The organism is Anaerostipes sp. 494a (assembly GCF_001940315.1).
Lineage (GTDB): Bacteria > Bacillota > Clostridia > Lachnospirales > Lachnospiraceae > Anaerostipes > Anaerostipes faecalis.
Genome location: NZ_MJIF01000001.1, coordinates 2,389,369 through 2,409,845 on the forward strand (window position 1 = coordinate 2,389,369; position 20,477 = coordinate 2,409,845).

General features: G+C 36.4%; 16 protein-coding genes and 1 other annotated feature. Of the genes, 14 read left to right on the forward strand and 2 right to left on the reverse strand.

Translation table 11 applies throughout. The annotated features are described in order from the left end of the window. Positions 1–6 precede the first annotated feature (6 nt). Complete coding sequence (locus tag BHF70_RS11955) at positions 7–831, forward strand: ABC transporter substrate-binding protein (protein WP_075760431.1); 825 nt, start codon at positions 7–9, stop codon at positions 829–831. Positions 832–840: 9 nt separating this feature from the next. After that, positions 841–1,764, forward strand: coding sequence for an AEC family transporter (locus BHF70_RS11960; protein WP_075760432.1), 924 nt, complete (start codon positions 841–843; stop codon positions 1,762–1,764). Here BHF70_RS11960 and BHF70_RS11965 read toward each other — a convergent pair. Next, positions 1,744–3,513 carry an aminopeptidase P family protein gene (locus BHF70_RS11965; RefSeq protein WP_075760433.1) on the reverse strand — a complete coding sequence of 590 codons (1,770 nt, stop codon included), beginning with the start codon at positions 3,511–3,513 and terminating at the stop codon, positions 1,744–1,746. The genes BHF70_RS11960 and BHF70_RS11965 overlap by 21 nt on opposite strands. A 210-nt stretch (positions 3,514–3,723) precedes the next feature. On the opposite strand from BHF70_RS11965, the gene BHF70_RS11970 reads away from it, so the two are divergent. Continuing rightward, positions 3,724–4,944: a 6-phosphofructokinase gene (locus tag BHF70_RS11970; RefSeq protein WP_075760434.1), complete on the forward strand. Its 1,221-nt coding sequence runs from the start codon at positions 3,724–3,726 to the stop codon at positions 4,942–4,944. A 28-nt stretch (positions 4,945–4,972) separates the two neighbouring features. Here the strand turns inward: BHF70_RS11970 and BHF70_RS11975 are convergent, their stop codons facing one another. Then, the gene (locus tag BHF70_RS11975; protein WP_075760435.1) at positions 4,973–5,806 is read right to left on the reverse strand and encodes a YihY/virulence factor BrkB family protein; all 834 of its coding nucleotides are present in this window, start codon (positions 5,804–5,806) and stop codon (positions 4,973–4,975) included. A 324-nt stretch (positions 5,807–6,130) separates the two neighbouring features. On the opposite strand from BHF70_RS11975, the gene licT reads away from it, so the two are divergent. The 11 genes from licT (at position 6,131) to BHF70_RS12030 (ending at position 20,385) form a co-directional block, all read left to right on the forward strand. Then, positions 6,131–6,961, forward strand: coding sequence for a BglG family transcription antiterminator LicT (gene licT, locus BHF70_RS11980; RefSeq protein ID WP_075760436.1), 831 nt, complete (start codon positions 6,131–6,133; stop codon positions 6,959–6,961). Positions 6,962–7,184: 223 nt separating this feature from the next. Then, a complete protein-coding gene (locus BHF70_RS11985; protein WP_075760437.1) occupies positions 7,185–8,168 on the forward strand; it encodes a PTS sugar transporter subunit IIB in 984 nt (327 codons plus the stop codon). Between the two features lie 30 nt (positions 8,169–8,198). Continuing rightward, positions 8,199–8,999, forward strand: coding sequence for a PTS mannose/fructose/sorbose transporter subunit IIC (locus tag BHF70_RS11990; RefSeq protein ID WP_075760438.1), 801 nt, complete (start codon positions 8,199–8,201; stop codon positions 8,997–8,999). A gap of 20 nt (positions 9,000–9,019) precedes the next feature. Continuing rightward, entirely contained in the window at positions 9,020–9,931 is a 912-nt protein-coding gene (locus BHF70_RS11995) for a PTS system mannose/fructose/sorbose family transporter subunit IID (protein WP_075760439.1), read from the forward strand. Between the two features lie 119 nt (positions 9,932–10,050). After that, complete coding sequence (locus BHF70_RS12000; protein WP_075760611.1) at positions 10,051–10,437, forward strand: DUF956 family protein; 387 nt, start codon at positions 10,051–10,053, stop codon at positions 10,435–10,437. Positions 10,438–10,451: 14 nt separating this feature from the next. Continuing rightward, positions 10,452–11,387 (forward strand): type I phosphomannose isomerase catalytic subunit, encoded by a 936-nt coding sequence (locus BHF70_RS12005; RefSeq protein ID WP_075760440.1) that lies wholly within the window; start codon positions 10,452–10,454, stop codon positions 11,385–11,387. A gap of 10 nt (positions 11,388–11,397) precedes the next feature. After that, the gene (locus tag BHF70_RS12010) at positions 11,398–13,506 is read left to right on the forward strand and encodes a PTS transporter subunit IIABC (RefSeq protein ID WP_075760441.1); all 2,109 of its coding nucleotides are present in this window, start codon (positions 11,398–11,400) and stop codon (positions 13,504–13,506) included. Between the two features lie 87 nt (positions 13,507–13,593). Further along, complete coding sequence (locus tag BHF70_RS12015) at positions 13,594–14,526, forward strand: DMT family transporter (protein WP_075760442.1); 933 nt, start codon at positions 13,594–13,596, stop codon at positions 14,524–14,526. 33 nt (positions 14,527–14,559) lie between these two features. Then, positions 14,560–14,759 (forward strand) — a binding site (T-box leader). 301 nt (positions 14,760–15,060) lie between these two features. After that, entirely contained in the window at positions 15,061–16,080 is a 1,020-nt protein-coding gene (pheS, locus tag BHF70_RS12020) for a phenylalanine--tRNA ligase subunit alpha (protein WP_075760443.1), read from the forward strand. An 18-nt stretch (positions 16,081–16,098) separates the two neighbouring features. Continuing rightward, complete coding sequence (gene pheT, locus BHF70_RS12025; protein ID WP_075760444.1) at positions 16,099–18,519, forward strand: phenylalanine--tRNA ligase subunit beta; 2,421 nt, start codon at positions 16,099–16,101, stop codon at positions 18,517–18,519. Positions 18,520–18,711: 192 nt separating this feature from the next. Then, positions 18,712–20,385 carry an aryl-sulfate sulfotransferase gene (locus tag BHF70_RS12030; protein WP_083638445.1) on the forward strand — a complete coding sequence of 558 codons (1,674 nt, stop codon included), beginning with the start codon at positions 18,712–18,714 and terminating at the stop codon, positions 20,383–20,385. Positions 20,386–20,477: the final 92 nt, after the last annotated feature.

The following is a 20,477-nucleotide window of genomic DNA, read 5'->3' on the forward strand; positions in this document are numbered from 1 at the left end:
ATTTCTATGAAAAAAATAATAGCATCCTTAATGATGATAACTCTTGTATTAAGTTTAAGTGGATGTAATATGCCATGGAAGAAACAGGAGACACAAAAAGAAGAAAAAAAACAGGTAATTGAAGCTTCAAAGGTTGAAGGAACTATGAAAGGAATGAAATTAAAGATTGCTGTATCCGATGAGATGCCACCGTTTTCATTTTATAATACCGAAAAAAAAGAAATTACAGGGTTTGATATTGATTTGATTGAAAAAGTCAGTGAATATCTTGGGTTTGAATATGAACTTTATCCAATGCATATTGGAGAGATGATGCAGAAAATACAAGATGGAGATGTTGAACTGGCAATCGGAGCTGTTTCTATAACAGATGACCGGCAAAAAGATTTTTCATTTACAGATGCATATTATGAAAATTCATTAAAGATTATGGTAAATAGAAATACCGGAATTAAAGACCGAAAGGAAATCGAAGGAAAAGTCATAGGTGTGGAAAAGGGAATGACTAATGCACAATATGTACAGGATTATATGTCTGAGAATAATAAAATCAAGTATTATGATTCTATGGAACAGGTTTTTAAAGACTTGGAAAAAGGCAAGATCGATGTTACACTTTATGACTCAACCGGTGTAGATTATTATCTTGTGAATAATGAAAAAACCAATCTGGAAGCTTTGGATGAGAAATTAAATTCTGAGGAAAGCAATTATGGTATTATGTTTAAGAAAGGGTATGAATACCTGGATCAGTTCAATGTAGCGCTTCAGGTGCTTAATACCAATGGAGAATATCAGAAGCTTAAAGAAAACTGGTTAAAAGATGAATAGGAGTTTGCTTTGAATATTGTACTAATTGTATTTCGTCAGATTCTGATGATGTTTATTATGATGAGTATCGGAGCCTTTTGTTATAAAATAAAATTTATTTCAAGAGATGGCAGTAAAACATTATCAGATGTGGCATTATTTATTGTTTTACCTTGTGTGGTTTTTACATCCTTTCAGATACAATATGATCGGAAAATTTTATATGATATTTTAATTTCTTTTTCTTTAGCATTTGCGGCTCACCTGATTGCAATGGGAGTCGCTTATCTTTTGGTAAAAAACAGAAATGAAGAACATAAGATTATTGAAAGGTTTCATGTTATTTATCCTAATTGTGGATTTATGGGTGTTCCTATTGCGCAGGCTATGTTTGGCGATAAAGGAGTTATATACATTACAGCATTTATGTGTGCACAAAATTTTCTCATCTGGTCACATGGAGTATCTTCTATGCAAGGCGGTTTTAAAAAAGAATCTCTGCTAAGTATTTTAAAAGCACCAGTTATTATTGCACTTATTATTGGAATTCTATGCTTTGTTTTTGGGATAACTTTGCCGCCTGTTGTTGTAGATTCATTAAAAGCGGTGGGAAATATGAATACACCACTGGCCATGATCGTCTCAGGAACAGCCATTGCTCAGACAAATATAATAAAGGCACTTGCCAAAAGGAGAATATACTGGATGTTATTTCTGCGGCTTCTGGCAGTGCCTGTAATTACTGTATATTTTCTTTCGATTGTATCCGTATCTGAAACAATACGTCTGATTACAGTTTTAGGAATTTCTGCTCCAACAGCTGCAATTTCAACGATGTTTGCGGTAAAATATCAGAAAGATGTAGGTTATGCGGCAGAACTGTTTGCGATTTCAACACTTTGTGCGATTATAACAATGCCCTTGATGATATCTTTAGCAAAGCTGCTTTTTTAACCAGGCAGATTCATCTTCGTTAAGGTAAGGAGAGATTGTGTCGAATACCAATTGCTGGTATTGAGATAACAATCTCTTTTCTTTTTCATTAAATAAAGAGAAATCTATTCCATCCAAATCAATAGGAACCAGAGTCAAATGCTCAAACTCAAGAAATGCCCCATATTCATTTTGAAGTTTCTTTTTGCACAAGAGCATATTTTCTGTTCGAATACCGTATTTTCCAGGAATATAAACTCCAGGTTCATCTGTTGTTACCATGCCAGGTTGCAAAACCGCATCCAAGCGATCTGGGCTGGTTCTCCATCGAAAAGCGTTTGGACCTTCATGTACACCTAGAAAATATCCTACTCCGTGGCCGGTTCCGCAGCGATAATCCAGACCGCATTCCCAAAGAGGCTCCCGGGCAATGACATCAAGGTTACTTCCACGGCATCCAGAAAGAAATTTTGCATCTGCCAAAAGAAGCATGGATTTACATACAAGAGTAAAATTTTGACGCTCTTCATCAGAAATCGGTCCCAGGATGAATGTTCTGGTAACATCAGTTGTACCACCAGAATATTGTCCACCGGAATCAATCAGAAGCATACCTTCAGGATGGAGAGTCACATCTGACTCTTCTGTGGACTGATAATGCATCATTGCTGCATGTTCCTTATAGGCACATATAGTCTCAAAGCTTGGTCCGTTGTAATCTGGCAGTTTTTTTCTTTCAGATTCCAGATAATCACTTACAGATCTTTCAGTCATTGGGATCTGTCCAATATTTGTTTTTAGCCAGTACATAAATTTTGTCATGGCAACTCCATCGTGGAGGTGACATTTTTTTAAATGTTCAATTTGTACAGTGTTCTTCACTGCTTTTAATAATTCTGTCGGATTATCTCTGCAAATGATTTTACATTTAAAAAGCAGCTGATAATGAAAGTAATTAACATAGTCAGGGTCCAGCATAACCGGAAGATGCTGAAGTCTTAAAAAAGAGACAATTTCAGAATATTCCATCAGTTTAATATGCTGTTTTTGCAGATTCTGAAATACTGTAGCAGAAAGATAACCTTTTCGTATAAACAGATAACATTCATCTAACGTAATCCATGCATAGCTATAAAAGAGAGGGGTGCATTTGATATCATCTCCGCGCAGATTAAAAAGCCATGCGATGTCTGGAAGAGAAGATAAAAACAAAGCCTGAGCACCCTCTTTTATAAGAATTTCTCGAATAGTTTTCAGTTTGGAAGATGTATCTTCTCCGGAATAAATAAGTTCGTGTTCATAAATCGGGTTTTTAGTAAGGGAAGGACGGTCTTCCCAGATTTCTTCTACATAATTTAAATCTGTGTGGAGTTTGGTTTTGTGCTTTTTTGTAAGCTGACTGAGCTTTTTTCCGTAAGCAGCGGAAATCATCAGGCCATTCAAACCAAGAGTGTCTTCATCGGTCAGGTGCTGGTCTAAAAACTCGAGAATTGTTGGTGTACCTGAAACACCTTGTTTCATTAGATGAATTTTTAAGGGAGCAATCTGTTCTTCTGCCTGTGTAAAGTATCTTCCGTCAGTCCAAAGCCAGCATTCTCTTTGTCCAACAAGAAGCGTTCCTGCTGATCCGGTAAAGCCGGAAATAAATTCTCTGCATTTGAAATAGTCGTCAACGTATTCGGATTGATGAGGGTCTTCACTGGGAATCAGATAGTAGGTAATTTTTCTTTCGCGCATTAAAGATTGCAATTTTTTCAAATTTGTTTTCATAGGGAACCCTCCGTTTTAAAAATTCGATGGGATATCCCATCATTCATTATTTGATATAATTCATTATAACTTGTATATGAAAAAAAAACGAGTCCTTTTATGGTAAAAGTCATTGAGCAATATTAGACTAAATTATTTAAAAAAAAGAATAAAATAGTGTATAATAAAACACAAACAATATTGAAAAGTAATTTTTGAAGGAGGAAATACATGAAAAATATTTTGGTTGCACAGTCCGGAGGCCCTTCTGCGGCAATTAATGCTACGATTACCGGGGTTATTGATGCAGGTATTGAAAGTGATCAAATTGAACATGTTTATGGAGCACTGAATGGAATAAAGGGAGTATTAAATGAAAATCTTGTAATGCTGGATAAAGTGTGTGCCAGTAAGGAAAAGAGGGATCTTCTTGCTATCACACCAGCTGCTGCACTTGGTTCCTGCCGCTGGAAATTAGAAGATCCAAAGAAAAATGTAAAAGAATTTGAAGAGATTATTCGAATTTTAAGAAAAAATAATATCGGGTATTTTGTTTATACCGGTGGAAATGATTCCATGGATACAGTTTATAAACTTTCAGTTTATTGTAAAGAGCACGGGATTGAAGACATTAAAATTATGGGAGCACCAAAAACCATAGATAACGATCTTGGGGAAACAGATCATTCTCCGGGATTTGGATCCGCTGCTAAATTTATTGCAACTGCATTTACAGAGATTGCCTGTGATTGTTTTGTATATGATGTTCCTTCAGTTACCATTGTGGAGGTCATGGGAAGAAATGCAGGATGGCTTACTGCCAGTGCTGCATTGGCAAGAAATGGAAAAAGACGGGTTCCTCAGCTGATATACCTTTGTGAAAAGGTTTTTGATGAAGAAAGATTTATTGATGATGTAAATAAAGCCTTGGAAGTGGATCAAAATGTTATTGTTGCAGTCAGTGAAGGAGTCAAAGATGCTTCTGGAAATTATGTAGGAGAAGAAACCAAATCAGGAAAAGAGGATGCATTTGGTCATAAATATCTTTCAGGAATCGGAAAGTACCTGGAAGGTCTGGTGGGAGAAAAAATCGGATGTAAGGTTCGTTCAGTGGAACTGAATATTCTTCAGAGATGTGCAGGATATATGCTAAGTGAAACAGATATTATTGAATCAAGAAATCTGGGAGCTTATGCAGCAATCAGTGCAATTCGTGGTGAAAGCGGAAAAATGTCAGCTATTGAAAGAGTATCCAATGATCCATATCAGGTAAAAATAAAATTAGCTGATCTGTCTAAAATAGCCAATTTTGAAAAGACTGTTCCAGAGGAATGGATTACAGAAGATGGAAAAGATATTAAAGAGGAGCTGATAGAGTATCTGAAACCATTGATTCATGGAGAAGTAAATATTCCATATGAAAACGGTGTACCGAAACATTTTATTTTATAATCTGTGATAATTTAAAAGGTCTGAAGAATTAATCCTTCAGACCTTTTTTTGCACGTTGCTGCATGAAATAGAAGTTTATTTCTGCACCGATAAAAAGAATCATCATACACAAGTATAACCACATTAATGTCATTAAGATACTGGTTAGTCCTCCATACATAATGTTAAACATTGTAAAATTATCAAAATAAATTGAAAAAAAGAATGATAATATGATCCAGCCAAGGGAAGTAAGGAAAGCTCCTGGAAATATGTGTTTTATCCTAAAAGTATCACTTGGCAGAAATTTAAACATAACGATAAATACGATTAAAAAGGTAAAAAATGCCAAGAAAAATCGAATCAGAGCAAATATTACATGCTGGTTTTCCAAAATCGGCTGAAATTTATATAACTGAATCAGCAGTGAATTTCCAAATAAAAGAAAAACCATGCCAATGACCACAGCAATAGCTACTAAACCAATGTAGATACTGGATATAAATCGAAGCACAAAATAGTTTCTTTTTTCTTCGATTTCATGGATGGTATTTAATCCTGTCATCATAGATAAGATTCCTTTGGATGCGGACCACAGTAATGTCAGGATAGTAAAAGACATATATGTGGTTGTCAGTTTCCCGTTAAGTGATCTGATGATCGGAATTAAAGCTCCGCTATATTGTACAGGCAGATACGTTTTTGCCAGTTGAATCATATCCTGCGGGGTAATTGGAAAAAATCGCATCAAACTCAAAAGAACAATAATAAATGGAAAAAATGAAAGGACTGTGAAAAAGGCCGCCTGTGCAGAGAAAGCTGTAATATGATCTTTCTGGGCTTTTTCAATAATAGATCCAATCATTGAAATCAATTTTAACATGATATATACCTCATAAATGGAGATTTTATTAATTATCAACTTATAGTATCATAGTTATGAGAAATATACAAGTTGTGTGAAATGTAGAAAAAAGTATTCTAAAATATTAAAAAATTATAAATTGTTTCTAAAAAAAGAGTTGACACACAGGGATAAACTTGTTAAAATAAAAACAAGTTAAAAGAGTAAACGAGATGGATTGTTACTGGTGATGCAGGCTAAACCAACTTATTAGATTTCACAAAGGAAGAATTCTATAGGGGTGGTTTATTTTTTTGCCCTGTATTAGAACAATCCTTTGGAATAATGATAAGAGGTAGAACTGTGCAAATTACAAAAATTATAAACAATAATATTGTAATTTCCAAAGATAACAGTCATCGAGAAGTTGTATTGATGGGAAGAGGTTTGGGATTCAATGCCCATAAAGGTGATATAATTGATTCAAAGAAGATTGAAAAAACTTATATCATGAAGGATCATGAAATGACCCATCGTTTTCAGCAGATGGTTGCAGATATTCCTATTGAGAGATTGGAAATATGTAATGAGATTATTCAATATGCAAAAGATACTTTGCAGAAGAATATCAATGATAATATATATATTTCTCTGACAGATCATATTAATTTTGCTATTGAGAGAGTTGAGATGGGGGTTCCGTTTCAGAATCCGTTTATGTGGGAAATTAAGAAGTTTTATTATCAGGAGTATCTGATAGGAAAAGTTGCAATTGCTATGATTGAAAGAAAGCTTAAAGTTACTCTTCCACAAGATGAAGCAGCATTTATTGCTCTTCATATTGTAAATGCAGAGCTTGATCTGGATATGACAAGGATGGTTTCCATGACCAAACTTGTAAATCATATATTGAAAATCGTAGAAGATTGTTTCCCTGATCAGCTTGATAAAGAATCTGTCTTTTATGAAAGATTCATTACTCATTTGAAGTTTTTCGCACAGCGTGTTTTTGCTGGAAAAGAAGTGGAAAGCAATGATACGGAATTTCAGGAGATTATCCGGAACAAATACCGGGAATGTCTGGATTGTGTAGAAAAAATCAGAGTATATATAAAGGAAACATGTAATCATGATATAACAGATGAAGAAATGATGTATCTTACTGTTCATATAAAAAGGGTTACTACAAAATAAAAGTTCATATAAAGTAATGATCAAGATTGTTACTGGTAATGCAGGCTAAACTTGGTTCAAATAAGAGGTCGCTTAAAGGGATTCTGGATTTTTGCGGAATTATTGCAGATTCTGGAAACTTTGAGGAGGACTGGTTTATTTGAAGCAGGTTTTTTTGCTGTTATAAGATATTTTTTCTTATAAAGAATATAAATTCAAATAAAAGAAAGGGAGGAATGTAAAAATGGTAGGAATTGTTCTTGCTACCCATGGTGATTTCGCTGCTGGAATTATGCAGTCAGGATCCATGCTTTTCGGAGATCAGCCAAATGTTGCAGCTGTTACATTACAGCCAAGTGAAGGCCCAGACGATCTTCGTAAGAAAATGGAAGATGCAATCGCTTCTTTTGATAGTCAAGATGAAATCTTGATTATGGTTGATCTTTGGGGAGGAACTCCATTCAACCAGTCAAATGGATTGATTGCAGGGCATGAAGATAAGTGGGCAATTGTTGCCGGCTTGAACTTGCCGATGCTGGTTGACGCATATGCATCACGAATGACTATGGAGTCAGCTCATGAAATCGCTACACAGATTGCTGGAAGCGGAAGAGAAGGTGTTAGAATCTATCCTAAGGAATTGGAACCTGCTGCACCAGAAGCTGCAACAGAAGCATCAGCACAGCCAACAGGTGCTATTCCAGAAGGAACAGTATTAGGAGATGGACATATTAAATATGTTCTTGCTCGTATCGATTCTCGTCTGTTACATGGACAGGTAGCCACAAACTGGACAAAAACAACACAGCCAGATCGTATCATTGCAGTTTCTGATTCAGTTGCACATGATGATCTTCGTAAGAGTCTGATTATAGAGGCAGCGCCTCCGGGTGTTAAGGCTCATGTAGTTCCGGTTAAGAAAATGTGTGAAGTTGCAAAAGACCCACGTTTTGGTGCAACAAAAGCATTGTTGCTTTTTGAAACACCTCAGGATGCTCTTAGAGCAATTGAAGGTGGAGTTGATATTAAAGAGATCAACGTTGGATCTATGGCTCATACAACTGGAAAAGTTGCAGTTAATAAGGTATTGTCCCTTGGAAAAGAAGATGTGGAAACTTTTGAAAAACTGAAAAAACTTGGTGTTACATTTGATGTTCGTAAAGTTCCAGCTGATTCTAAAGAGAATATGGATGAACTTTTGAAAAAAGCAAAAGCTGAATTAGGTTAATAATGAAAATATAAATAGGAGGTATTCACAATGTCAGTTGTTTCAATGATATTAGTAATTATTGTTGCTTTTCTGGCTGGTATGGAAGGTATCCTGGATGAATTCCAGTTCCATCAGCCACTGGTAGCATGTACATTAATTGGATTAGTAACTGGTCAGTTAGAAGCTGGTATTATTCTGGGTGGCACACTTCAGATGATGGCATTAGGATGGGCAAATATCGGTGCAGCCGTTGCACCTGATGCTGCATTAGCTTCAGTTGCATCAGCAATTATTCTTGTTCTTGGTGGACAGGGAGTAAAAGGTGTAGGTACAGCTATTGCTGTAGCAATTCCTTTGGCAGTAGCAGGTTTATTCTTAACAATGATTTGTCGTACTCTTGCAGTACCTATGGTTCATTTCATGGACGCTGCTGCAGAAAAAGGTAATTTTAAAGCAGTTGAGTTATGGCAGATCGCAGCTATCTGCATGCAGGGACTTCGTATTGCAATTCCTGCAGCATGCTTATTGGTTATCCCATCTAATGCAGTAGCAGGATTCTTAAATTCCATGCCTGCATGGTTGACAGAAGGTATGGCTATTGGTGGTGGAATGGTTGTAGCTGTTGGTTATGCAATGGTTATTAACATGATGGCTACAAAAGAAGTATGGCCATTCTTCGCAATTGGTTTCTGTATAGCAGCAATTTCAGATTTAACTCTGATTGCTCTTGGAGTTATCGGTGTATCTTTTGCCCTGATTTACCTGACACTTTCTGAAAAGGGTGGATCTTCAAATGGCGGAGGAAGCAATACAGGCGATCCATTAGGCGATATTCTGAATGATTATTAAAATTGAAGGAGGTAAGAAAAATGGCAGAAAAAGTTACATTAAGTAAAAAAGATCGTTTATCCGTAGCAATACGTTCTACTTTCCTTCAGGGTTCATGGAACTATGAACGTATGCAGAATGGTGGCTGGTGTTTCGCAATGATTCCGGCTATTAAGAAATTATACAATACAAAAGAAGAACAATCCGCAGCATTAAAGCGTCATCTGGAATTCTTTAATACACATCCATATGTGGCTTCTCCGGTTATTGGTGTAACATTAGCTTTGGAAGAAGATCGTGCAAATGGTGCTCCGGTTGATGATGCAGCTATTCAGGGTGTTAAGGTTGGTATGATGGGACCTTTAGCTGGTGTTGGTGATCCAGTATTCTGGTTTACTGTAAGACCTATTTTAGGTGCTCTTGGTGCATCTCTTGCAATGGGTGGAAGTATTCTTGGACCAATCCTGTTCTTCGTATTATGGAATGTCATTCGTTGGGCATTTATGTGGTATACACAGGAATTTGGTTACAAAGTTGGAACAAAGATTACAGAAGACCTTTCTGGAGGATTGTTACAGAAGATTACAAAAGGTGCATCTATCCTTGGTATGTTTGTATTAGGTGGACTGGTTGATCGATGGGTAAGTATTTCATTTACTCCGGTTGTATCAAAAGTAACATTAAGCGAAGGTGCATATATTGACTGGAAAGCTCTCCCAGATGGAGCAGCAGGTATTCAGCAGGCACTTTCACAGTATGCATCAGGTTTATCTTTAACACCTGAAAAAGTTACAACTTTGCAGGATAACCTGAATTCTCTGATTCCAGGATTTGCAGGACTGTTATTAACATTATTATGCTGCTGGTTATTGAAGAAAAATGTTTCTCCAATCGTTATCATTGTTGCCTTATTTATTGTAGGTATTGTTGCACATTTGATTGGATTAATGTAATCATATTGAAAATCAAAGCCCGGAGTATTCCGGGCTTTTTGTATCATAGAAAATCTGATATAATCTTCTATGATACAAGAAGCCCGACAGGTAAAAAAAGAATTGGAAAGGGGAATATTATGCCGCAATCATTAAATTCAAAAGTTGATCTAGTTGCAAAAGCGACATCATATCACGGTCTTACCACATATGGAAAAATCATGGTAGGAGATAAAGGATTTGAATTCTATAATGACAGGAATGTAAATGATTATATACAGATTCCATGGGAAGAAGTGGACATCGTTGTTGCATCTGTCATGTTCAAAGGAAAGAAAATTCCGAGGTTTGGAATTCAGACAAAACGTAATGGAACGTTTTCGTTCTCAGCAAAAGAGCCAAAAAAGGTATTAAGAGCTGTAAATCAGTATATTCCATCAGAACGTATGCTTCGTTCTTTAAGTTTCTTTCAGGTATTAAGGAGAAATATTAAAATGAAAACAGATCGTTTGCTGAAAAGAGGATAGGAGAGTAAATCATTATGGGACATGTATTAAAAATGAAACCGGTATTTAAAGAAATGATCTGGGGAGGACATAAGCTAAAAGATGTTTATGGATATGATATTCCAAGTGATCATACAGGAGAATGCTGGGCAATTTCAGCACATAAGAACGGAGACTGTGTAATTGGAGATGGCGAATTTGAAGGAAAGACATTATCCTGGTTATTTGAAAATCACAGAGAGTTATTTGGAAATATTGAAGGGGATCAATTTCCGCTTCTGGTAAAGATTATTGATGCAAAAAATGATTTATCTGTTCAGGTGCATCCAGATGATGTCTATGCCAAAGAGCATGAAGATTCTCTTGGAAAAACAGAATGCTGGTATGTATTGCAGGCAGATGAAGGTACCAAAATGGTTATGGGACATCATGCAAAAACAAAGGATGAATTTGTAAAAGCAATCGAAAAAGATGATTATGAAAATCTTTTGAATTCTTTTGCAATTAAAGAGGGAGATTTCTTTTACATTCCTTCAGGAACATTACATGCAATCTGTAGTGGTTCTTTGATTTATGAAGCACAGCAATCCTCTGATATTACATATCGTGTATATGATTATCATAGGAAAGATGCAGAAGGAAATGAAAGACAGTTGCATGTCAAACAGTCTATTGATGTAACAAATGTGCCGGCAGATATTAATCAGAACAAAAATTTTGCAGAAACCCAGCTGGAACATGGAACAAAAACCAGATATGTAGAAAGCGAATTTTTTAAAGTTGATTCTTATAAAATGAATGGGAAAAATGTAATTGTCAATGATGTACCTTTTCAGATGGTGAGCATCATTAATGGAGAGGGAACACTGAACGAAGTGAAAGTCAAGAAAGGAGATCATTTTGTGATTTGTTCTGATCAGAAAGAAACAGTTTTTGATGGTACAATGGATATTATGATTGCAACACTTTAAGGAAGTGCTTATGAAAGATAAGGTTTTTGGTATTTTTCAAAGGGTAGGACGTTCTTTTATGCTACCCATAGCTATTTTGCCGGTGGCAGGTATTTTGCTTGGGATTGGTCAATCGTTTACAAATGAAACAATGCTCCGGACTTATGGTCTGATGAAGATTATGGGACCAGGGACAGCTCTTTATGCTGTTTTGAGAGTCTGTGGTGACTGTGGAAATGTAGTATTTAATAATTTACCGCTTATTTTTGCTATCGGTGTTGCAATAGGAATGGCAAGAGCAGAAAAAGAGGTGGCAGCATTATCTGGAGCTATTGCTTTTTTTACCATGCATACAGCTGTTTCTACTATGATAGCAATTCATGGAGGTGCGGAAGCCTTGCCTCAAGGTGCAACAGATTCTGTGCTGGGAATTACATCTCTTCAAATGGGAGTATTTGGAGGAATTATTGTTGGACTTGGAGTTGCGGCATTACATAACAGGTTTTATAAGATTAAATTGCCGGATGTTTTGTCTTTTTTTGGAGGGACCAGATTTGTTCCTATCATATGCACGGTGGTATATGTATTTATTGGAATTATCATGTTTTATATATGGCCGCCTATACAAAATTCTATGTATACAATGGGAAATGTGGTTAAAGCGTCGGGATATTTTGGGACATTTATATATGGAATTATGGAACGGGCATTAATTCCTTTTGGATTACATCATGTGTTTTATCTGCCCTTCTGGCAGACTTCTCTGGGAGGAACTATGGAAATTGCAGGAAGGACTGTAGAAGGTGCTCAGAATATTTTCTTTGCCCAGCTTGCAGATTCATCAACAAAACATTTTGCAGTTGAGGCAACAAGGTTTATGACAGGTAAGTTTCCGTTGATGATTTTTGGTCTTCCTGGAGCGGCTTTTGCAATGTACCGATGTGCAAGACCTGAAAAGAAAAAAATAGTTGGCGGTTTGATGGTTTCTGCAGCATTAACTTCTATGCTGACAGGGATTACAGAACCACTGGAGTTTACCTTTTTATTTGTGGCTCCGGGGCTTTATGTTATTCATTGTATTTTTGCAGGTGCTGCGTATATGCTTATGCATATTTTAAAAGTCTGTGTAGGAATGACATTTTCCGGTGGAATCATTGACATGTTTTTGTTCGGAATTCTCCAGGGACAGGAAAAAACCAACTGGTTTATGTTTGTTCCTGTAGGTGTTGTATATTTTATTGTGTATTATTTTGTATTTGGATTTTTAATTAAAAAATTTGATTGGAAGACTCCGGGACGTGATGTGGAGGAAAAAGAAATCAAATTATTTACCAGATCTGATATGAAAGAGCGAAATGCTGGAATTAGTGATACAGATGGAAGTGAAATTTCTGCACTGATTGCAGAAGGACTTGGCGGAAAGAATAATATTAAAGATATCGACTGTTGTGTTACAAGGCTGCGATGTACGGTAAAAGATGCCAGTCTTGTACAGGATAGTCTTTTAAAGCAGAGTGGTTCCCAGGGAGTTCTTAAAAAAGGCGATGGAGTTCAGATAATATATGGACCTCTTGTTACGGTTATAAAATCAAATCTGGAAGCCTATCTTTCCTGTGATTTTTCACATACAGAGGAAGTTTGTGTTCCAGAAGATGATTCCTTACACATAGCGGAACCGAAAGTCGAGACGGAACAGGTATATATGCCGGTAAATGGTCAGGTTATTGAACTTGAGCAGGTAGAAGACATGGTGTTTTCAGGTAGGATGCTGGGAGAAGGATTTGCTGTTATTCCTCACGATGGGAAAGTTTTTTCACCGGTAAACGGTACTGTGAGTGCAGTTTTTAACACAAAGCATGCCATTGGATTTGTTTCAGAAGGCGGAGCGGAAGTCCTAGTTCACATAGGACTTGATACTGTAAAACTTGGTGGAAAATATTTTCATGTTATGGTTGAGCCTGGAATGAAAGTAAAAGTGGGAGACTTGGTTTCTGAATTTGATTTGAATGCTATTCATGAAGCTGGTTATTTATTAACAACACCGGTGGTAGTAAGCAATAGTAATGATTATACAAGTGTAACGATTAATAATACAGGCTTGCAGAAGTCAGGACAACAGATTCTGACCTTGAATAAATAACAGTTAAAGTGTTGATATAGAAAGCTTGCAGTCTTATATATACTATAGTAAAATTAGAAAATATAAAAAAGAGGCAGGTTATTTTATATGAAAAAACAACAGATTAGAAATTCTTTTTTGCTATTACTGACAGCTGTTATATGGGGGAATGCCTTTGTGGCACAAAGTGTTGGAATGAATTATGTAGGTCCATTTACATTTAACAGTATACGATGCTTTATTGGAGGCCTTGTGCTGATACCGTGTATCGGATTTCTGGAAAAGCAGGAAAGAGATACGGCAGGTATATCAAAACCGGAAAACAGAAAAATGCTGATTTTGGGAGGTGTTTCCTGTGGAATTGCTCTGGCAGCAGGAAGTTCTTTTCAGCAGTTTGGAATTTTACATACAACCGTTGGGAAAGCAGGGTTTATCACGGCATTTTATATTATCATTGTGCCAATCCTGGGGCTGTTTCTAAAGAAAAAATGCGGTCCATTTGTATGGCTGGGTGTTGTTATAGCACTGGCGGGACTTTACTTTTTATGTATAACAGAATCGTTTTCCATTGGACAGGGAGATATTTATGTGTTTATTTGTGCCATAATGTTTTCTTTGCACATTCTGGTTATTGATTATTTTATCCAGTTTGTCGATGGAGTAAAAATGTCCTGTATCCAGTTTATTGTCTGCGGAATTGTTTGTGCAGTTCCGATGATGATATTTGAACATCCTTCCATAGGGGCGTTGGTGGCGGCATGGAAGCCTCTTTTATATGCAGGAGTTTTATCCTGTGGGGTAGGATATACTTTGCAGATTGTTGGACAAAAAGGAATGAATCCGACGGTGGCATCTTTAATTTTGAGCCTGGAATCTGTAACATCGGTTATTGCAGGATTTCTCATTCTTCATCAGAAGCTGAGCGGCAGGGAAATGTTTGGGTGTTTGCTGATGTTTGTTGCTATTATTCTGGCACAGATACCGGCAGGAAGTGTAAGAAAAAAGGATAATATAGCTATTAAAAATGATATTTTATGTTGACTTTTTATTAGCTTGTGTATAGAATAAGGAATGTTAAAGGCATTGATGGTGCACAGTAAGAAGAGAAATCTTCCGAATTTCACACCGTAGCTGTATCTTTGAACGTGATAAGTTTCATCAGTAGGAGATAACGGAAGCTGCCCGTTATGCAGAAACTAAGTGCTTATGGTAAAAATGGTTTATCATAGGAATTAGGGTGGTACCGCGAGTAAATACAAGGACTCGTCCCTTTGTGGACGGGTTCTTTTTCATTACATAGGAAATTCTTTTGAATTTCCTATGTAATAAAAAACGCTCCGCGTGGATGTGCACGATGTGCAAAGGAAAGCAGTTAAAACTGCTGCACATCGGCACGCAAAGCGGAGCAAGTCCCTCATGATTGAGGGATACAGGGAGTTGATAGCGGACTTGTCCGCGTTGTTCTTTTTTCAATAGGAGAGACCTTGTTATGCTAAAGCGGATTTAGCCGCTTTGTTTTTACTCAAAAAAGGAATTCGTCCGAATATAAATACAATAATATAAAGGAGAAAAGCAATGAAAGAGAGATTAGAGGCAATTAAGAAAGCAGCCTTGGAAAAAATCGAACAGGCAGATGCTATGGATGCATTAAACGATATCCGTGTTTCTGTGCTTGGTAAAAAAGGTGAACTGACTCAGGTATTAAAAGGAATGAAAGATGTTGCCAAAGAAGAGCGTCCAATTATTGGACAGATGGTCAATGATACCAGAACTGTCATCGAAGAAGCACTGGAAAAAGAAATGACTTTATTGAAGAAAAAAATTCGTGAAGAAAAGATGAAAAAAGAGGTCATTGATGTAACACTTCCAGGAAAGACACATGAAAAAGGACATCGTCATCCAAACCAGATTGCATTGGAAGATCTTGAACGTGTATTTATTGGTATGGGTTATGAAGTAGTAGAAGGACCTGAAGTAGAATATGATAAATACAATTTTGAGATGCTGAATATTCCTGAAAATCATCCTGCGAAAGATGAACAGGATACCTTCTATATTAATAAAGATATTCTTTTGAGAACACAGACATCACCTGTTCAGGCTCGTATTATGGAAACTGGGCAGATGCCAATTCGTATGATTGCACCTGGAAGAGTATTCCGTTCTGATGAAGTTGATGCAACTCATTCTCCATCATTCCATCAGGTAGAAGGATTGGTCGTAGATAAAGGCATTACATTTGCTGATTTAAAAGGAACTTTAGAGCAGTTTGCAAAAGAGTTCTTTGGTCCGGATACAAAAGTTAAATTCAGACCGCATCATTTTCCATTTACAGAGCCAAGTGCTGAGGTAGATGTAACATGCTTTAAATGTGGCGGAAAAGGATGCCGTATGTGTAAGGGAAGCGGATGGATTGAAATCCTTGGATGTGGAATGGTACATCCAAATGTATTAAAAATGTGTGGAATCGATCCAGAAGTATACTCAGGATTTGCATTTGGAATCGGATTAGAACGAGTTGCACTGTTAAAATACGAAATCGATGATATGCGTTTATTATATGAAAATGATAAGAGATTTTTAAGTCAGTTCTAGAAAAGGAGATTAAGAAAAATGGATACACCTATTTCATGGATTAAGGCATATGTGCCTGATTTGGAATGTACTCCACAGGAATATGCAGATAAAATGACATTATCTGGTTCTAATATGGAGAGCATCACATATTTAGATAAAAATTTAGAGAAAATTGTTGTTGGTAAAATATTGAAAATTGAAAAGCATCCGGATGCGGATAAACTGATTATCTGTCAGGTGGATGTTGGAACAGAAACAGTTCAGATCGTTACAGGAGCCCCAAATGTATCAGAAGGTGACCTGGTTCCTGTTGTCTTAGACGGAGGAAGAGTTGCCGGTGGTCATGACGGTGGGAAAAATCCTGAAAATGGGATTAAGATTAAAAAGGGAAAACTTCGTGGAATTGAATCCTGTGGTATGATGTGTTCCATCGAAGAACTTGGAAGCAATAGAGATATGTATCCGGAAGCTCCTGAATATGGAATTTATATTTTCCAGAAAGATGTGAAACCAGGAGATGATGCGGTAGAAGCACTGGGACTTCGTGACGCGGTAGTAGAATTTGAGATTACTTCCAATCGTGTAGACTGCTTTAGTATGATTGGAATGGCAAGAGAAGCAGCTGCAACATTCCGTAAGGATTTTTATCCTCCTGTAGTAACCAAAACCGGAAATGATGAAGATGTAAATGATTATATTAAAGTAACTGTAGAAGATCAGGATCTTTGTCCAAGATATACAGCAAGGGTTGTGAAAAACATTAAGCTGGCTCCTTCACCAGAATGGATGCAGAGACGTTTATCAGCAATGGGAATTCGACCAATTAATAATCTGGTGGATATTACAAATTACGTTATGGAAGAATATGGACAGCCAATGCATGCGTACGATCTGGAAACCATCGCTAATAAGGAAATCATTGTTCGTCGTGCAAAAAAAGGTGATAAGTTTGTTACATTAGATGGGGAAGAACGTACAATGGATGATTCTGTTCTGATGATCTGTGATGGGGAAAAGGAAATCGGTATTGCAGGTATCATGGGTGGAGAAAATTCTATGGTAACAGATAACATCCAGACTTTATTATTTGAAGCGGCATGTTTTGATGGAACAAATATCCGTCTTTCTTCCAAGAAGATTGGATTAAGAACAGATGCTTCTGGTAAATTTGAAAAGGGATTGGATCCGGAAAATGCAATGGCAGCCATGGATCGTGCATGTCAGCTGATTGAAGAACTTGGAGCTGGAGAAGTTGTAGGTGGAGCAGTGGACGTATATCCAAACCCAAAAGAACAGGTTCGTCTGCCTCTTGAAGTTGATAAGATGAATGCACTTCTTGGAACGAATGTTTCAAAAGAAGAAGTTTTAGAATATTTTAACCGTCTGGAACTAAAATATGATGAAGCTGCCAATGAACTTCTGATTCCATCATTCCGTCAGGATCTTGGATGTATGGCTGATCTTGCAGAAGAAGTTGCAAGATTCTTTGGATATGATAATATTCCGGTAACGCTTCCAAGAGGTGAGGCAACTGCAGGTAAGAAGCCATTTAAAATCCGTGTGGAAGATGTATGTCGTGATGTGGCAGAGCGTAATGGTTTCAGTGGAGGAATGACATATTCATTTGAAAGTCCGAAAGTATTTGATAAACTGTTATTGGCAGAAGATGCAAAAGAACGTCAGGCAATTGAAATCTCCAATCCGCTTGGTGAAGATTTCAGTATTATGAGGACCATTTCTTTAAATGGAATGCTGACATCTCTTGCAACAAACCTTGCACATAGAAATACTAATGTAAGATTATATGAATTTGGAAATATTTATATTCCAAAAGAACTTCCGCTGACAGAACTTCCAGATGAAAGAATGCAAATGACTCTCGGAATGTATGGCGACTGTGATTTCTTTACATTAAAAGGTGTTTTAGAAGATATGATGGAAGCTCTTGGATTGAAAGGAGCAACAGAATATCTCCCAACAACAGAACATCCATTTCTCCATCCTGGAAGACAGGCAGATGTAATGCTGGGAGGGGAAAAACTTGCCTATATTGGACAGATTCATCCGGAAGTTATGGACAATTACAGTATGAAAGGTGAAGTTTATGTAGCAGTGATCGATATGCCTGTGCTTGTAGAAAAAGCAACATTTGATCGTAAGTATGAAGGTGTTGCAAAATTCCCTGCAATGAAACGTGACTTAAGTATGGTAATGAGAAAAGACATCTTTGTAGGACAGATTGAAAAAATCTTCAAAGAAAAAGGCGGAAAACTTCTGGAATCCTTTGAATTATTCGATGTATATGAAGGAAATCAGATTGAAGAAGGATATAAATCTGTTGCATATTCTCTGACATTCCGTGCTAAAGACAGAACATTGGAAGAGGCAGAAGTCAGCAAGATTGTAGATAAGATTCTTGGGGAACTGAAAAATTTAGGAATTGAATTGAGAGCATAATCTGCTAATTAAAAATGATAAAAGGGTCAATACTTTAATAAAGGTATTGGCCTTTTTTATTACATAGGAAATACTTTTGAATTTTCTATGTAATAAAAAACGCTCCGTGCGAATGTACACAATGTTAAATATAGGTTGCGAATGTTAAGAAAATATGACATAATATTACAAAAATATTTTTTGGAGGGAATTATGACACACATAAAAGATATAGTAGAACGGGAGAATCATAAGAAAAAGATTATGGTTTCTATTATTTTGATTGCAGGTTTGATTTTGGGATTTGTAGTAAAAAATATCTATCATAACTATAAAGAAGAACAGTTTTTTAAAAGTGTCAAGCAGAAGGAGATTAAGGTAACACCTAAAACTGTAAAACATGAAGTTTCTGATATTTTTACGGAAGAGTATCAAAAGGAATCAGATAATCAGCTGGAAAAATGGAAGAAGGATAAGAATTACAATTTTTCAAAACCACTGGTGGTACAGAATGCCTATGGAACTTATACCACTTCGTTATATTATTATGCAAAAACCAATCGAGCATCTTATGCAGTCTGTACTGTGGAAGCTGAAGGAGCAAGTATTTATCGTCATAAGCTGAAAACGGCATCAGGAAAGAAATATGTTACAACTCATGAATATGAGATTATTGGTCTGGTGCCAGGTCAGAAAAATAAAATTACCATGGAATTTTATAATGAGGACAAACGTGCAGTGGGAAAAACCTATTTTTATGTGAATATGCCTGAAGATGATGTGATTCCTGCTGTTTTAAGTAAAAATACAGGAGAGAGCAAGGTGGAGATGAGTGATGGATTATTTGCACTTCTTGGACATGATAAGGCGAATGTATCCAATATTTATTTATATGATAATAACGGGGTTAGCAGAGGAAGAATGCCGTTAAATAAATATCGCACCGATCGTTTTCTGTTTATAGGAAAAGAGATGGTTTATTCCTATGATTTTAATAAGATCGCATTTACCAACCGCCTTGGAAGAGTAACAAAAACTATTGATATTGGCAATTATGAATTCCATCATGATTTCATGTATGATAAGAAACATAATAAAATTCTTTGCCTGGTAAATGACAAGTCTAAAGATACTATAGAAGATGTAATTGTATCTGTAGATGTAAAAAGTGGAAAAACCTCAAAATTATTTGATTGTGAAGAAATACTTCCTTTGATGCGGAGTCTTGCCGTACAAAGAAAAGGTGGGTTAAATACCTATGGGGGAACAGAATTAGATTGGATTCATCTGAATTCTTTTGATCTGATTGATGATGACAGTCTGATTTTAAGCAGTCGTGAACACAGTTCATTAATTAAAATCAAGAATATTTATGATAAGCCGGAACTGGACTATATTATTCACAGAGGGACCATTTATAACGGAACAGATATTGCAAAATATCAGCTGAAGAGAGAAGGAACACTAATTCCAAATGCAGGACAGCATACTATTACGGTAGAGCATGATGATTCATTGCCGGAAGGACAATATTATCTTTATATGTTCAACAATTATTTTGGAAGGGCAACATCAATACCATCCTTTGACTGGAGTCTGTATCCAAATGTCGGGAAATTTACAAAAGGGACATCTTATTATAGCAAGTTTTTGGTGGATGAGAAGAATAGAACCTATAAACTTGAACAGCAATTTGCCCTGCCATATTCTTCCATTGTCAGCAGTGTACAGCATTTAGATGGAAACATTCCATTTAGCAGTGGTATGAGCAAGATGTATGGAGAATATGACAAAGATGGAAAATTAATTAAATCTTTTTCTTACGAAGCAAATAAATATTCCTATCGTGTATTAAAATATAATTTTAAAGGAATGTTTTTCTGGTAAAATGTTTCCAAACTGTGAAACATTTGTGGAGACATTGTGAAAAGCCTTATTTTATGCGGATTCCATGCTATAATATCTGCGAAACAAAAAAT

What these genes read in the sequence shown, in the direction of transcription:
- BHF70_RS11955 (WP_075760431.1), top strand. Translation starts at nt 7, where the DNA reads ATGAAAAAAATAATAGCATCCTTAATGATGATAACTCTTGTATTAAGT.
- BHF70_RS11965 (WP_075760433.1), bottom strand. Translation starts at nt 3,513, where the DNA reads ATGAAAACAAATTTGAAAAAATTGCAATCTTTAATGCGCGAAAGAAAA.
- BHF70_RS11970 (WP_075760434.1), top strand. Translation starts at nt 3,724, where the DNA reads ATGAAAAATATTTTGGTTGCACAGTCCGGAGGCCCTTCTGCGGCAATT.
- BHF70_RS11975 (WP_075760435.1), bottom strand. Translation starts at nt 5,806, where the DNA reads ATGTTAAAATTGATTTCAATGATTGGATCTATTATTGAAAAAGCCCAG.
- BHF70_RS11985 (WP_075760437.1), top strand. Translation starts at nt 7,185, where the DNA reads ATGGTAGGAATTGTTCTTGCTACCCATGGTGATTTCGCTGCTGGAATT.
- BHF70_RS11990 (WP_075760438.1), top strand. Translation starts at nt 8,199, where the DNA reads ATGTCAGTTGTTTCAATGATATTAGTAATTATTGTTGCTTTTCTGGCT.
- BHF70_RS11995 (WP_075760439.1), top strand. Translation starts at nt 9,020, where the DNA reads ATGGCAGAAAAAGTTACATTAAGTAAAAAAGATCGTTTATCCGTAGCA.
- BHF70_RS12000 (WP_075760611.1), top strand. Translation starts at nt 10,051, where the DNA reads ATGCCGCAATCATTAAATTCAAAAGTTGATCTAGTTGCAAAAGCGACA.
- BHF70_RS12005 (WP_075760440.1), top strand. Translation starts at nt 10,452, where the DNA reads ATGGGACATGTATTAAAAATGAAACCGGTATTTAAAGAAATGATCTGG.
- BHF70_RS12010 (WP_075760441.1), top strand. Translation starts at nt 11,398, where the DNA reads ATGAAAGATAAGGTTTTTGGTATTTTTCAAAGGGTAGGACGTTCTTTT.
- BHF70_RS12015 (WP_075760442.1), top strand. Translation starts at nt 13,594, where the DNA reads ATGAAAAAACAACAGATTAGAAATTCTTTTTTGCTATTACTGACAGCT.
- pheS (WP_075760443.1), top strand. Translation starts at nt 15,061, where the DNA reads ATGAAAGAGAGATTAGAGGCAATTAAGAAAGCAGCCTTGGAAAAAATC.
- pheT (WP_075760444.1), top strand. Translation starts at nt 16,099, where the DNA reads ATGGATACACCTATTTCATGGATTAAGGCATATGTGCCTGATTTGGAA.
- BHF70_RS12030 (WP_083638445.1), top strand. Translation starts at nt 18,712, where the DNA reads ATGACACACATAAAAGATATAGTAGAACGGGAGAATCATAAGAAAAAG.